The 14,014-nt window shown below is 46.7% G+C and carries 17 protein-coding genes; 8 read left to right on the top strand and 9 right to left on the bottom strand.

Features of this window, described 5'->3' with window-relative positions; genetic code table 11:
- Window positions 1–30: 30 nt before the first annotated feature.
- On the top strand, window positions 31–1,497 hold the full coding sequence (gene ubiD / locus MARGE09_RS13920) for a 4-hydroxy-3-polyprenylbenzoate decarboxylase (RefSeq protein WP_236982824.1): 1,467 nt from the start codon (window positions 31–33) through the stop codon (window positions 1,495–1,497).
- 92 nt (window positions 1,498–1,589) lie between these two features.
- On the opposite strand, the gene fur is transcribed toward ubiD, so the two are convergent.
- Window positions 1,590–2,000, bottom strand: coding sequence for a ferric iron uptake transcriptional regulator (fur, locus tag MARGE09_RS13915; protein ID WP_236982822.1), 411 nt, complete (start codon window positions 1,998–2,000; stop codon window positions 1,590–1,592).
- 207 nt (window positions 2,001–2,207) lie between these two features.
- On the opposite strand from fur, the gene MARGE09_RS13910 reads away from it, so the two are divergent.
- Window positions 2,208–2,630 (top strand): outer membrane protein assembly factor BamE, encoded by a 423-nt coding sequence (locus MARGE09_RS13910; RefSeq protein WP_236982820.1) that lies wholly within the window; start codon window positions 2,208–2,210, stop codon window positions 2,628–2,630.
- Here MARGE09_RS13910 and MARGE09_RS13905 read toward each other — a convergent pair.
- Window positions 2,627–3,145, bottom strand: coding sequence for a glycine cleavage system transcriptional repressor (locus MARGE09_RS13905; RefSeq protein ID WP_236982819.1), 519 nt, complete (start codon window positions 3,143–3,145; stop codon window positions 2,627–2,629). The two genes, MARGE09_RS13910 and MARGE09_RS13905, sit on opposite strands and share 4 nt — an antisense overlap.
- Before the next feature lie 67 nt (window positions 3,146–3,212).
- On the opposite strand from MARGE09_RS13905, the gene MARGE09_RS13900 reads away from it, so the two are divergent.
- Entirely contained in the window at window positions 3,213–3,434 is a 222-nt protein-coding gene (locus tag MARGE09_RS13900) for a YheU family protein (RefSeq protein WP_236982818.1), read from the top strand.
- Complete coding sequence (locus tag MARGE09_RS13895; RefSeq protein WP_236982817.1) at window positions 3,427–4,104, top strand: alpha/beta family hydrolase; 678 nt, start codon at window positions 3,427–3,429, stop codon at window positions 4,102–4,104. The genes MARGE09_RS13900 and MARGE09_RS13895 overlap by 8 nt, the downstream gene beginning before the upstream one ends.
- Here the strand turns inward: MARGE09_RS13895 and MARGE09_RS13890 are convergent.
- The 5 genes from MARGE09_RS13890 to MARGE09_RS13870 all read right to left on the bottom strand — a co-directional run bounded on the left by MARGE09_RS13890 (window position 4,093) and on the right by MARGE09_RS13870 (window position 7,996).
- Complete coding sequence (locus MARGE09_RS13890; RefSeq protein WP_236982816.1) at window positions 4,093–4,374, bottom strand: antibiotic biosynthesis monooxygenase family protein; 282 nt, start codon at window positions 4,372–4,374, stop codon at window positions 4,093–4,095. The genes MARGE09_RS13895 and MARGE09_RS13890 overlap by 12 nt on opposite strands.
- 58 nt (window positions 4,375–4,432) lie before the next feature.
- Window positions 4,433–4,885 (bottom strand): chemotaxis protein CheX, encoded by a 453-nt coding sequence (locus tag MARGE09_RS13885; protein ID WP_236982815.1) that lies wholly within the window; start codon window positions 4,883–4,885, stop codon window positions 4,433–4,435.
- On the bottom strand, window positions 4,875–5,249 hold the full coding sequence (locus MARGE09_RS13880) for a response regulator transcription factor (protein ID WP_236982813.1): 375 nt from the start codon (window positions 5,247–5,249) through the stop codon (window positions 4,875–4,877). Before MARGE09_RS13880 ends, MARGE09_RS13885 begins: the two co-directional genes overlap by 11 nt.
- Before the next feature lie 12 nt (window positions 5,250–5,261).
- On the bottom strand, window positions 5,262–7,361 hold the full coding sequence (locus tag MARGE09_RS13875) for an ATP-binding protein (protein WP_236982811.1): 2,100 nt from the start codon (window positions 7,359–7,361) through the stop codon (window positions 5,262–5,264).
- A 287-nt stretch (window positions 7,362–7,648) separates the two neighbouring features.
- Entirely contained in the window at window positions 7,649–7,996 is a 348-nt protein-coding gene (locus MARGE09_RS13870; protein WP_236982809.1) for a Rieske (2Fe-2S) protein, read from the bottom strand.
- Between the two features lie 104 nt (window positions 7,997–8,100).
- Here MARGE09_RS13870 and pabB point away from each other — a divergent pair, with 104 nt between their 5' ends.
- On the top strand, window positions 8,101–9,465 hold the full coding sequence (gene pabB / locus MARGE09_RS13865) for an aminodeoxychorismate synthase component I (protein WP_236982807.1): 1,365 nt from the start codon (window positions 8,101–8,103) through the stop codon (window positions 9,463–9,465).
- A gap of 14 nt (window positions 9,466–9,479) precedes the next feature.
- Here pabB and MARGE09_RS13860 read toward each other — a convergent pair whose 3' ends face one another.
- Window positions 9,480–10,553 carry a radical SAM/SPASM domain-containing protein gene (locus MARGE09_RS13860; RefSeq protein WP_236982805.1) on the bottom strand — a complete coding sequence of 358 codons (1,074 nt, stop codon included), beginning with the start codon at window positions 10,551–10,553 and terminating at the stop codon, window positions 9,480–9,482.
- 270 nt (window positions 10,554–10,823) lie between these two features.
- Between MARGE09_RS13860 and MARGE09_RS13855 the strand changes: the two genes are divergently transcribed.
- Window positions 10,824–12,035, top strand: coding sequence for a sugar efflux transporter (locus MARGE09_RS13855; RefSeq protein WP_236982803.1), 1,212 nt, complete (start codon window positions 10,824–10,826; stop codon window positions 12,033–12,035).
- Here the strand turns inward: MARGE09_RS13855 and MARGE09_RS13850 are convergent.
- The gene (locus MARGE09_RS13850; RefSeq protein ID WP_236982801.1) at window positions 12,032–12,667 is read right to left on the bottom strand and encodes a class I SAM-dependent methyltransferase; all 636 of its coding nucleotides are present in this window, start codon (window positions 12,665–12,667) and stop codon (window positions 12,032–12,034) included. The two genes, MARGE09_RS13855 and MARGE09_RS13850, sit on opposite strands and share 4 nt — an antisense overlap.
- A gap of 364 nt (window positions 12,668–13,031) precedes the next feature.
- Between MARGE09_RS13850 and MARGE09_RS13845 the strand changes: the two genes are divergently transcribed.
- Window positions 13,032–13,367, top strand: coding sequence for a winged helix-turn-helix domain-containing protein (locus MARGE09_RS13845; RefSeq protein ID WP_236982800.1), 336 nt, complete (start codon window positions 13,032–13,034; stop codon window positions 13,365–13,367).
- Between the two features lie 77 nt (window positions 13,368–13,444).
- On the top strand, window positions 13,445–14,002 hold the full coding sequence (locus MARGE09_RS13840) for a tetratricopeptide repeat protein (RefSeq protein ID WP_236982796.1): 558 nt from the start codon (window positions 13,445–13,447) through the stop codon (window positions 14,000–14,002).
- The last annotated feature ends 12 nt before the right edge of the window (window positions 14,003–14,014 follow it).

The raw sequence follows: 14,014 nt of genomic DNA, 5'->3' as shown, positions 1-14,014 counted from the left end.
TTTTCTGTTTTTAACCACAAAGAGATTTCCATGACCTGCAATGATCTACGTGACTTCATAGCATTGCTTGAAGAAAAAAATCTGCTCAAGCGAATTACACACACGGTTGACCCGCACTTAGAAATGACAGAAATTTGCGATAGAACCTTAAGAGCCGGAGGTCCCGCACTCCTCTTTGAAAACCCAACAGGCCACACCATTCCTGTTCTTGCAAACTTATTTGGCACCCCAGAACGCGTTGCTTTAGGCATGGGACAAACAGATGTTAAAGCACTTAAAGAAGTTGGCGAATTATTAGCTTTTTTAAAAGAGCCAGAACCACCCAAAGGCCTTAAGGATGCGTGGCAAAAATTACCGCTATTCAAGCAAGCCTTAAACATGGGACCCAAGCTGATTAGCCAGCCCAGCTGTCAGGAAGTTACTCTTTCTAATGAAGACGTGGATTTGCACGACCTCCCCATTCAAACATGCTGGCCTGGGGATGCAGGGCCATTAGTTACTTGGCCACTAGTCATAACGCGAGGCCCCGATAAAGAACGACAAAACCTCGGCATTTACAGAATGCAACTTATCGCTAAAAACAAACTGATTATGCGCTGGCTCAGCCACCGCGGCGGCGCACTCGATTTTAGAGAGTGGCAACAAAAGCACCCAGGAGAACACTTCCCTGTCAGCATTGCGCTGGGAGCCGACCCCGCGACTATTTTAGGCGCCGTTACGCCAGTGCCAGACACACTTAGCGAATACGCTTTTGCAGGGCTTCTTCGCGGCAGTAAAACACGAGTAGCCAAAAGTATAAGTAATGATTTACACGTGCCCGCAGGTGCCGAAATTATTTTAGAGGGACATATTGCGCCTGATGAAACAGCCTTGGAGGGGCCGTTTGGCGACCATACCGGGTACTACAACGAAGTTGAAGAATTCCCTGTTTTTACAGTAACCACTATCACGCACCGCAAAAAGCCTATTTACCACAGCACCTACACCGGACGACCACCCGACGAACCCGCCATTTTGGGCGTTGCACTCAATGAAGTTTTTGTGCCCATTCTTAAAAAACAGTATCCGGAGATCGTCGACTTTTATCTTCCACCAGAAGGCTGCTCCTACAGGATGGCTGTCGTCACCATAAAAAAACAATACCCTGGGCACGCCAAGCGCGTAATGTTAGGGGTATGGTCTTTCTTGCGCCAATTTATGTACACTAAATTTGTGATCGTAACTGATGACGACGTAAACGCGCGCAACTGGGAAGATGTTATTTGGGCAATAACCACAAGAATGGACCCTGCTCGCGATACAACACTGATCGAAAACACACCAATAGATTATCTCGACTTTGCCTCACCAACTGCGGGGCTTGGATCAAAAATGGGGATGGATGCGACCAATAAATGGCCAGGGGAAACAACCAGAGAATGGGGAGAGCCCATAACAATGAGCGCAGATATTAAAAATAAGATTGATGCACTCTGGCAAGACCTCGGCATCGACTAAGGTAGTGCGACTAGGCCAGTACAACTAAGCCCTCAAAACATCAAAAACCAACGCGCGCGCAGGCTCCTACGCGCGCGATAATTATTGTTGCATCAATTGACTTTGGGCTTGCCGTAAAGCACCAAATTATGTCCAGTCAATTCAAACCCCAACTCATCTGCCACCTTCTTCTGCAAGCTTTCGATTTCATCGTTATGAAATTCAAACACTTGGCCTGTCTCTGTGCACACCATATGATCATGGTGCTCTCCACTATCGAGCTCAAAAACTGAGTGGCCGCCATCAAAGTTATGGCGCTCAACCAGCCCTGCCTGCTCGAATTGGGTCAATACGCGGTAAACGGTGGCAAGTCCTACCTCTTCGCCAGCCTCCAGCAATGCCTTGTAAACATCCTCTGCGCTCATATGACGCTCATCAGACTGGTCTAGCAAATTTAATATTTTAACCCGCGGCAAGGTGACTTTTAACCCAACCTTTCGTAGCTCTTGATTTTCAGACGACATTTTAACCTCTTCTTATCGCGGCCTCTTATTTAACCCAAATTTGATCCGGATTAAAAAGACCCTTTAAATATTGGAGCCGATTCTAACGGTAGCTACCGCAAGTCACCAGCTTTTGGGGAATATTTCTCGTCATTGAAGGAACTTGTTGACTTGAATGCCCCCCAATATCCGGTATTATCCGTCCACTTTTTACGATTGAGAGTTTTCATGCTTCCGCGCCTTCTATCCCTATCGCTTCTTAGCTTTGCCTTGTCAGGCTGCTCTTCACTGGAATTTCCATGGGTGTACCGCATAAGCGTGCAGCAAGGCAACATTATCGACCAAGAAGAGGTCGATAAACTGGAGCTCGGGATGACAAAGCGCCAGGTGCAATTCGTGATGGGCTCACCGCTGCTTATCGACACCTTCAACCAAAACCGCTGGGACTACTATTACAGCCGCCGCGACGGTGACGGCAATGTAAAAGATAAGCGCTTCACCCTATTTTTTGAAGGCGACAAATATATTCGCCATGAAGGCGATATAGCGCCCTCACCTGCAAGCGAGGAACCCGATAGCGAAACCGAAAATAAAAACCGCCAGCAGGCTGACGACAATATCACCAAAGAAGGCGATAACACCGCTTATTAGTCGGCATATTCTTCAAGGGTGAAATCCATACCCAGCTCCGCAGCTACGACCTCTAGCGCGCTAGAGGCCTCCTCTATGGTCAAGCCCGCCGGCAGCAACATAACACCTTGCGCACAAAATAACGGATCACCACTGTAAGGCATACTGGTGCACTCCGTTGCCAACTCTAATAAGTTTATTCCCCGATCAGCCAAGGCTTGGGACATTTCCAGCACCAAACCAGCGCGGTCAGGCGCATCTGATGAAAAGCGTGCCCGCACCCCCTCATCAACAGTCTGCGTCGCAACAACATCAACAGCGACACTAATTCCTTGATCGCGAAGCTTTTCTACTGAGGCCTCAAGCCCTGCACGGCGATCACCATCCAACTCAACACAAATAACACCCGCAAATTTACCGCCAAGCCGACTCATTTGACAATCAAGCCAATTGCCTTGGTTAAACGCCACTGCATTTGCTACCGCGCGCACCACCCCGGGCTTGTCATCACTCATTACACTTAGAATTAATTGCATAACGCTCTCCTATCTTGGCGTTTTTTTATTGTCAGGGCATACTGCTCCCGAATTTATGAGGCAGTATATGATAATCCCACCATCCAAGCTCGATAACGACGTGCTTAACAACATTCTAGAAGAATTTATCACGCGCGAAGGTACCGATTACGGCCTTGAAGAGCTAAATCTTCACGAGAAAGTTGAACGGCTTCGCCCACAAATAATGAACAGCGAGGTCTTAATTGTATTTGACGACAAGCTCCAAAATATTCAGTTAATCAGCAAGCAGGATTACACTCTTGAATAACCCAGCACTCAAGCACACCTTATGCGGCAAGCCAGTACTCATAAACAAACCGAGAGCTACTACTAAGGCAACGCTATTGCTTGCACACGGTGCCGGCGGCGCGATGGACACACCATTTATGGAGAGCATAGCTGCGACTATTGCAAGCGATGCAAATATAGAAGTTATTCGCTTTGAATTTGAATATATGCACCAAAGACGCATAGGAGGAAGTAAGCGCCCGCCGCCCAAAGTGGAAAAACTAGCAGAAGAATGGAGCAAATGGTTAACGCACTTCAAAAACAGCAACGCACCCTTACTTATCGGCGGGAAATCAATGGGAGGCAGAATAGCGACACTAATTAATAGCCACCACGAAACACCGAGTAACTGGCTTGGCGTCGTATGCCTCGGCTATCCATTTCACCCCCAAAATAAACCCGATGTATTGCGCACAGAACACCTTAGCAAATCACGAAGTCCCGTGTTGATTGTACAAGGCAGCCGAGACCCGTTCGGTAATAGCGAAGAGGTCGCCAGCTATGCGCTACCACCCTTGGTGACAACCATCTGGATCGACAGCGCCAATCACGACTTAAAACCCTTAAAGCGCTCAGGCAGCACTCAAAGCGAGGCTCTCTTACAGGCAGCCAGCGCTATTGGGGCATTTGGCCAAAACCTATACGGCTAATAATGTTATTTTTTCGGGTTCCTGAAGTATTGGAGCAAAACGATTAATCAGCTCGGCTCGCTCAGCACTGTGTAACCATTTTTGCCAATCGCGAGATGTTCGCCACTTACATAATAGAAACCGATGATTATTATCTGCCATATCCTCGTAAGCCTCACCAGAAATAAAACCTGGCACTGCATACGTTTGCTGCAACATGTCGCGGGCACTTTCATCGTAAGTAGTTGCCATTCCCTCAGCAATGCGACGCTCAATTAAAACATAAATCATAAATCACGGGCCTTACGTAAATAATCACTCAAAATAATCACCCAAAACATAGCAAGCACTAATGTGAAAGGCAAATTACCACAGCCGCATTATATGTTTTCCAGTAAATAGGCACCACATAAGAACGCAAAGAGGATGGCAGATAAATACTGTCAGGCGCGCCTTCTAGCACTATTGGCACAGAAATATTAAATGCAGGCCCGAATTCACTGCGCGCATTACCGGAAACCGTATTAGCAATTTCTCCAACCAAATCGAAAACATGCTCAGCGCAGGTATCCCTCTCTCCCATTTGCAACAATAAATGCTTAACCAAAATTCGAGGCGCAGTAAAGTAAACACAACCTCGATATGGCCCCGTCACACCGATAATGCCCGTCACATCAAACGCTGCAGGCTTATCATTCTCAACCAAATAGGGTGTGCCGACTGTAACTGCACTGTTGTCGATATGATCAAAATAACGAACAACCCCATCAATAAATACCCGGAGGGTTTGCTCAGACATCATAATCCTCAATCAACTCCAACAACGCAGCTTCCAGTTGTTTTTCAGTGAAAGGCTTGCATAGGAACCCACTCGCACCTTTTTGCAACGCCTCTATTCCCGTCGCCTTATCCGATAAGGCAGACACAACTAATATTTGCAGGTCCGGATCGCGGGCAATTAAAGCCTCAATACAATCTATGCCGTTCATTTCAGGCATTGTCAAATCCATAGTAATTACTTTGGGGCGGGCTATGCCAAATTTCCTCAAGGCATCACGGCCATTACTGGCTGTCGCCACAACACAGAACCGCTTAGAAGCTTTATTAAAACGATCGATCTTTCGTCGAATTACGTTTGAATCATCAACAATCATTAATGGGAGCATATTTATTCGCACCTACGCGGCTAAACGTTCAGCAGCCGGCTGCGGTAAGGAAATTATAAAACGCGTATATAAACCTGGACGGCTCGACACTTTGATTTTTCCTTGCAAGCTATTGACCCACTTCAATACAGCCGGCATGCCAACACCACGACCAGCATCCTGCGACAATGTATCCGCAGTACTTACATCTCGATAAAAGATTAGAGAAGCCAACTGCGCTCGACTCCAGCCTTCCACCTCATCAGCACTCCAACGTTTCGAAGCCAGCGCTTTTTGCCGCAATACCCCATAATTGATGCCAGCGCCGTCATCTTGTACAACAATTTCAATTGAGCCTCCCGCTATGCTTGCTGCACGCACATCAACTCTGCCGACCTTGGCTTTTTTCCGGCCCAACCGTTCAGACGAAGGTTCTACACCGTGAGCCACACTATTACGCAAAAGCTGAATTAGCGCAGTTTTTAGCCCGCGAATAAAATCATCCGGCAGCCCGCCCAACTCACTCAAGCCAGAGCAAACCAGCTCTACCGACTTACCCTGATTACTAGCCACACTGTCGACCAAAGTATAAAGCGGTTTCCATTGCTCCAAATTAGCAGCCGGCGCCTTTCGTGCGGCACCATAAAGCGCCATTTTGTCAACCAACGTCTCGATCTGCTGGGTATAACTAATCATTTCATCGAGATAAACCGTCAAACTTAAAAAGTCATCGCCCGACAAATCGGCTTTAGCTTTTAAGCGCGCTATATCATCCTCAAAAGCCGTGGCTCTATCGGTAAAGCTTTCTAACTTGAGCGACATAGCATTGCCTTTAAAGTTGTGCACCTCTACAAAGGCATCATCAAGCTTCGACTGCATAGCGCCATTTGACTTTGATGAAACTTTAAAGACATTATTAATTCGACCATAAAACACATATGCGCTGGCGATAAAATCTTGCAGTAATATAGGGTTCACATGCAGCAAACCCGATAACATTTCAACCTGCTTAGATGTGCTTTCACGCGACTCATTAAGTTCGCGCTCCAGCATCACTTTTTCGGAAATATCGGTAACACTGACAAGCACATGAGAGATGATTTTACCCGCCATAGCACGAGAAAACGAAAAACTGAGATGTCGCGTTTCAGGTAGGCCGCTATCATGTCGCAGTATAACTTCGACTTCATCCAGCGGGTTTAGGTCGCCAATAAGCTTTTCTTTTACTTTGGGGTTAAATAGAAGTGCAACAAACTCTGTTGTTGTTTTTGCTTCTTTGTCACTGACAAGCCCCGCGAGCACATCCAGTAGTGATTTACCCTGTAAATTTTTAACGCCAATAATATTTTCTAGCGCTTTTGAATATTGCGAGCCAATAGAGAGATCTTGAGATACAAGAAACAACCCCTCGTTAACCGTATTTAAGATCTCCGTCGTTTCGTTTTTAGCGGCATCTAAAACCGCATCGCTTTCGCGCAATTGACGAATAAAGTGAAACAAAATAAACAAAAAATTGATGATAGCGAGCGAAATACCCACCGTTTGAATCCAGCGCAAACGGTTAGCCTTAGACGTTGCAATATTTTCGAGGGCGACCGTAAAATCATTCATGAGCGTAAGAATAGGAAGGTTATGGCTTCGCGCATTTTTTAGCGCCACAACCAAATGTTCCTGCCCCCGATCATTCCCCAACTCTGTGCGCGCCAAAGTAAAAATGGATTTTTTGTAATCGTCCCAACGCTGATTAGCTTTCACCAAGGCGGCCGTTGCATTAACATCGGTAACTGCTTGCAACATAACTCTCTCGCCCGATGCACCCTGCGCAACACCGCCTGCAATAAAAGCTTTTAAAGTATCTTCAAATAAGGTGGCGCTTGATGTCAACTCTTGAAGGGTATCTGGATTAAAGCGCCCACCCATACGATATTCACCCTCAAGCGCATACAGGCTTTTAGCAATGCGCTGCGACAACATCCGCTGACGCCCCGCCAAGTTTACGCCAACAGCATCATCTGCAATTTGAAAGGAAATAAAGAAGTTAAGCATTAATACCGATGCGTCCAACAAGATAAACAGTGCAACAGAAATTAATACCCCCCGATACTTACCTACATTAAATCGAGAAGAAAACATGAACCAACCCCAGAGGCCAAACAAGACACTCAGCCAATGCCATTAGCATGCCAACAACGAAGCCTCGCTAAAATGTGTTCGCAAAACAACAAAAGCTTGGGCCGGCACGTCAGAATAACGGGGCAGTCAGAAAAACACAGCCGCAACTTGCACTATGTGAAAGCAAAAATAACTTCACAATTGCGCACTCAATAAATTGATAGCTCTAGGGTGCACCGATAACAGGCACGAAAATTTAACGCTTTGCACGCTAAGATATATGACACTACAAAGACAAGGTAATAGACTTACTCGCGATCTTCATCGGCATCATCAATGTCAATACCCACAGTATAATCTCGATAAACAGGGACAAACGCATTCAAGCAATTGAGCGTATCTGCCCACATACCTTCAGCTTTACCTGTCGCAAGGTTAAAGGCAATGCCGTGAGCGCGACAACGTATGGCGCCTTCATCGCCAGAGGCTTCCAGTGTGCCAGTGACTAACGGGATATCCATATGCGGGCAGCGGTCTTCAATAATATACAGCTCGTTTTCATGAACAAAAATTAGCACGGCAATAGATGGCAGTTTAATCGAGCGCTTAAACCCCTCGGTTAATTCATTTGTTTTGGCCAACGCATAGAACGCCATATACACCCCCACAAAGATAAAATAGCTAATTTATTAAAGTGGCACACCAGCATTTACCCACTCAGTGATGTAAAATCACCAACAAGCCCTATGAACACACCACCATGACACGCTGTATAACCGCACCCTATCACAATAATCCCGAGTATTACTTTGCCCAACTTCGCCACCTTGAGGATTTTGTCTGGCTAGATAGCGGGCGCCCTTACAGCCAACAAGGTCGCTACGATATTTTCAGCGCGCTTTCCACCGATAGAGCCTCGATTGACCACAACGGCCTGTTTTCTTGCTCCTCCAACTGCGACATCACAACTTTAGAGGATTGGGTTGAGCAGCATACCCAAGCACAAGACGCTACCTGCACTGATTTAGACCTCCCCTTTACTGGCGGCATTATCGGTCACTTTTGCTACGACTGGCAAAACCCCAACTTCCATTTACCCACTGGGCACTCTTACAACCTGCCACTTGTACAATTAGGGGCTTACGACTGGGCATTAGTTGTTGATCACGACAAACGTCACGCGACCTGGGTATTTACAAGTAAAAGCAAAGCACCATCAACCGTGCTTACGCTATTGGACGAGCAATCAACAGCCGCCTCGCAACAACAGGGACCATTTAGCTGTGCGGCCTTCACCCCAAGCACCAGCTATGATGATTATATTAAAAGCTTACAAGCTATTGCTGAGTATATTTTGGCTGGTGATTGTTACCAGGTAAATTTCAGCCAACGCTTTAGTGCAACCTTCCAAGGCAACCTTGCAACTGCGTATTTGCAGCTTCGCAAAGCGACACCTAGCCCTTACTCCGCATTTTTGCCATACCGCGATGCAGCCATTTTGAGCGTATCACCCGAACGCTTTTTGCACATTAATGGCAAGCACGTTAACACCCAACCCATTAAAGGCACCTGCCCACGTGGAGAAACACTGACCCAGGATCAGCAATTAGCCACTGCACTGTTAGCCAGCGAAAAAAACCGCGCCGAAAACGTCATGATTGTAGACTTATTACGCAACGACCTGAGTCAATGCTGCGAGCCCTTTTCTGTAAAAGTTCCACACCTGTGCGAGCTACATACTTTTGCTAACGTTCACCACTTAATAAGCACAGTAACAGGCGAACTCAAAAGTGAATTCAGCGCTTTTGACCTATTTAAGCGCAGCTTTCCCGGCGGCTCGATTACTGGCGCACCCAAAAAGCGAGCCATGGAAATCATTAACGAACTGGAACAAGAAAAACGAGGTATTTACTGCGGCGCCATTGCTTACTTCAGCAATAACGGAAACGCCGATAGCAGCATTAGTATTCGCACCCTATTAGCCGAACACAACACTTTATACTGCTGGGGAGGCGGCGGCATTGTTGCCGATTCCGACGCCCGCGAGGAATATCAAGAATCGGTTTTCAAAGTGGCAAAGCTTATGTCGGCATTAAGTGAAACATCTGCTGGAGATGATCTTTAATCACTTAGATGCATCTAAATACAATCGCTTGCAATGAGCTGAGATGCCTCGGGAATAAAGTCGTCCATCATGATCATAGAATCGTCAAAGAGTGTATCGGTAATATACTCGCGGAACGCCTCGAAATCTGGATGCAAAGGATCGTGCATACAAATTTTTCGGTACTCACTGGGCGTGTATGTACCCCAATTATTAATCTTTGAGAACTTAACGATGTCGGCGCCCCACTTCTTGGCCAGCCCAACTAAAGGCTTCATATCTCGCCAATTATTCGCTTGCACCACGTAGTTAATTTTAAGCTGCATTTCGGGGTGCTGGGCTCTAACAGAAGCAATAAAATCCATGCGCATCATTAACTCATCCCACTTTGCAGGGTAACGATTAATTTCGTACGAATCCCGCCTGCCGCCATCAATGGAGATTTCAATGAGCGATACCTTGCCATCCAGCTGCGCTAGTTTTTCCCAGCGCGCCGGCGTAAACATAATCGCATTACTGTGCAGGCGGTACTTTAACTTGGGGTATCGCTCGGCAATATCGGATGTTAATAACTCCCAATAATGGCGTGATGCAAAAGGATCACCAGACCCGGTCACATACAAAGTGCCTAAATCATCGGCAAAAACATCCAGCACGTCGTGAATCAAAGCATTATATTCTTCGCGCTCAGCCTTACTGGCCTGCATAATTTCAGTGCGGCACGAAGGGCACTGCAGGTTACACGAGCGATCATAAGCACAGTTAATCGTCTTAGGTGAAGGCAAATAAAGCTCGGGCTGACTCACAGCCAACTGATACTCTTGATACTCAATTTCATCAACATCTTTAATCGGACTTTCTGGCGCGAAAGGGTCAGAAACATACGGGCAAAAGTCTTTACTGCAGTACTTAAAAGAACCATCAATGACAGACTGACGAATCTCAGAAGCCATTTGCCCCTGCCAAATAGTTTTGGCATCGGCGTTGTTTATATTGCCAATCGGTGTTGGCAGCCAACCAGGACAACAAGCATACAACGCCCCCTCTGGCTCATTAAATAACTCCATCCACTCAAAGGGTTTGGTGCAAATCCGCTTTTTCTTTGACATACATCACCACTACTGGGAAAATTATTGCGGCAATAGTATCCCACTTATGCATCAAAAAAATGGCGATACATGAATTACTGGGAGATATTAAGCGTTGTCGTCAAAAATATAATCCTAGCCAGCGCGGCCATTCACAGCACGCTCATTGGCCCAAACTGCATTAACGCAGCAAAAGACATTTCGCCACATAGCCAGCGTAGGGTCGTACCGCTACAATGCGCGCCCTATTGCTGATTGCCGTACGCCTCAGCTAAATGACGAGGTTCCCCATTGAAACAATACATCCCCTTACTACGCCCCGGCGCCCTGCTAACCTATTTTGTGGCCTTTACTATTGGCTCGCTATGGGCGCAAATTCAACCGACATTGAGCGTTTACCTCGTGGAGCGCTTTGAAAGCTCCCCCTTTTACCTTGGTGTGTTTTTTGTTGCGCTAGCGGCAAGCGCCATCGTGGTATCGCAAGTGGTTGGCTTAATGTCGGATAAAGGCATAAACCGGTTAATGCTAATATTTTTGGGTATGGTAGCGGGGGCGATCGCGTGCGTATGCTTTGCACTCAGCCCTAGCTATTGGCTAGCACTCACGGCGGGCGTGGTGATTTTTAGCTTTTCAGCTATTACCTTACCGCAAATTATGGCCCACGGACGCGAGTATGCAGATGGCGAATTCCCGCCTGAACAGGTGCCGCTTTTTAACGCCATTTTGCGCGCAAGCTTTGCCCTGTCGTGGATTGGCGGCCCGCCATTAGGCTTCCATTTACAGTATGTTTTAGGCTCCAGCAAACACTATTTATTGCTCGCCATCGCCTATGTCGTTGTGGGCATTGTGGCTTGGAGCTTCCTACCCAAGGCAAAAGCGAACCCTGCTCCCAGAGACCCCAACGAAAAAGCGCACATACCGCTTAACTTAAAATTGGGTTTCGTCGCGTTTTCAATTTTATTTGGCGTAAACCACAGCTACATGATTGCTCTACCGCAAATGCTAGTAGAGCACCTTTCAATAAAGCCGCACTATGCGGGCTACATACTCGGCGCCGCTGCTGCACTTGAAATACCCGTTATGCTACTAGGGGGCTGGCTAGCCACACGAACCCCTTTATTACCATTACTGCGCATAGGCGCGGCATCGGCCATGCTGCTTTACGTCGGCGTTTGGTTTTCAAATAGCCTATGGCAACTAATTGCGATGCAGGCACTAAATGCACTATTTATAGGCTTTATTGCTGGACTTGGCACAACTTGGTTTCAAGACCAAATGCCAAAATTCGCAGGTACCGCATCATCACTGTTTGTTAACACCATTAACCTTGGCAATATTTTTGGCAGCCTAATTGTAGGAGTCATTGCCGCTTGGGTCGGCTACCACAACATGTATTTAGCTAACGCCCTTGTGGCTGCAACAGCAATAGGTTTTCTTTTTGCATGCAGCAATACTCAAGAGGCTACCAAAACCGCAGAATCACACACGAGCAAAGCGACTTAATCCGCCGCTTTGGCTAAAAACACTAAGGAATCGACTCTGTCGATTAATTCAAGCCCGTACTCTGCAATAACCGCTTGCATAGCATTGTACGGTGCTTGACCACCGTCTTTGGGGTGCTCAAAAATATCATGAATCGCCATGATGCCGGCAGGCATTAGATGCTTCGCCCACAAAAGGCAATCAGCTTTAGCTTGCACCTCACTATGCCCACCATCAACAAAAATTAAAGCTAAGGGGGTTGTCCAAAAAGCGGCTAATAACTCTGAGCGCGCCACAATAGGAATGACCACATCCTCCATATCGCATTGTTTCAAGGTTCGGCGCATCGCAGGTAATGTATCAACTCGGTTTAAAGCGCTATCCCAATGCTCACTATCAAAGTAGCCTTCTCCACGCTGATGTTCTTCCGAGCCAGTATGGTGATCAACCGAGAAAACCGGCTGCGCAGAGCGGCGAGCAGCCGCCCCCAAATACACCGCAGAACGACCACAATAACTACCTATTTCTAATATCGGCCCTAACTCGGCCTGTTTTTGCGCAACTTTAAAAAGCGCTGCGGCTTCGTGAGCTGGTAAAAAGCCCTTTACTTTATGGCTAGCCAGTAATTGATCAATCTCTTGTGCTTCAAACAAATTTAACCCCACCTCTGTATAAGTATTAAGATTCTCTTCTCGTAACTATTCAGCCATAAAAAATATTGCTCATTCTAGGGCTGATTAATGATTTTCTATGCATTTACGCGCCGGGCCTTACAGGGATTGTAAGGGGGAGAAAGCGCAGGAGCACAAAGTCGTAGATGGCTTGAGTGGCCTAGAAAATGATCAATTAGCACTCAATTTCACAGATGGCTGAATAAGCTACCACTTCTCTTTTGATGCATTCGCGCTGCTAGTCTCTTCTTCAACAATATTAACCGCCATTAAAGAAGGGATAGTTTTCTCAGCATGGCTGTCCGAGCATCAGTCATTTGCTCAGGACAACAACATAGGAAATAACATGCCCCAATACGCTTTCGGCGAATATCGCTTTGATGCAGAAACATTGCAACTATGGAAAAACAAATCACGTACCCGCCTTAGACCTAAGGCCGCGGAATTACTCGCATTGTTTATCCTTCATAAAGGACATGTGTTATCAAAAACGACTATCGCACAGGCCATTTGGAAGCAGGAACATGTCCCTGATCACACCCTGTTCCAGTTAATTAGTGAGCTGCGCAAATTATCACCATCCATGATTATTGTTGGATCGCACCCACTAAGGTTATTGAAAAGCACACATACCGCTCGGCCATTTTGGCACTGTGCACGGCAGCGAGCATTGTCAGCCTAATCCTTATTAGCTCAAACATAAGCCCTCCGTTTCACGCCTCTCCTCTACCTGGCCATAAGGCCTTTTTAAATGGCCTAGTGGCCCTAGAGCACGGCAATACTAAAAGCGCCACTTCTTGGCTGACTTTCGCTTTAACTGAAAACCCCGAATCCGTCGAAACACGATTGTTTCTTGCCGAAAGCCTATTCCAACAAAACCGGCTAGAGGAATCGACCAATTACCTAACGCCGATACTCCGTGAGAACAACGCTAGCCCCATAATCGTGAGCCCCTACAACAAAGCTGCGGCTAACAACCTTATGAGTCGCATCCACCAAAAAGATGGCAAGCTTTTAGACGCCCTTGATTATGCCCAACAAAGTAACCTAGGGCAGGCCTCTGCCCATTGCACAGAGGGCGTTATTAACCAGAGGGTTGAGCTACTTGCGAATATTTTAGGGGTTAACCAAGCTCCCGAGGCAACCGCGATTTCGACGACATTAAATACAAAAAACCTCAACCACGATGAGCGCTATGCTGAGCAATGCAGCCAACTCAAAACACTTCACCGCGAGCCCTCCGCTTGTCACTATGCTAAGCCTGTCGAAATTTACGCACTAAACACACCAATTACCCAAAGAAGAAGAATGTCTTAAGGTACTGGTAAG

The sequence above is a fragment of the Marinagarivorans cellulosilyticus genome (assembly GCF_021655555.1).
GTDB lineage: Bacteria > Pseudomonadota > Gammaproteobacteria > Pseudomonadales > Cellvibrionaceae > Marinagarivorans > Marinagarivorans cellulosilyticus.
Note: the sequence above shows the minus strand (reverse complement) of the source record. Positions and strands in the feature narration are given on the sequence as shown.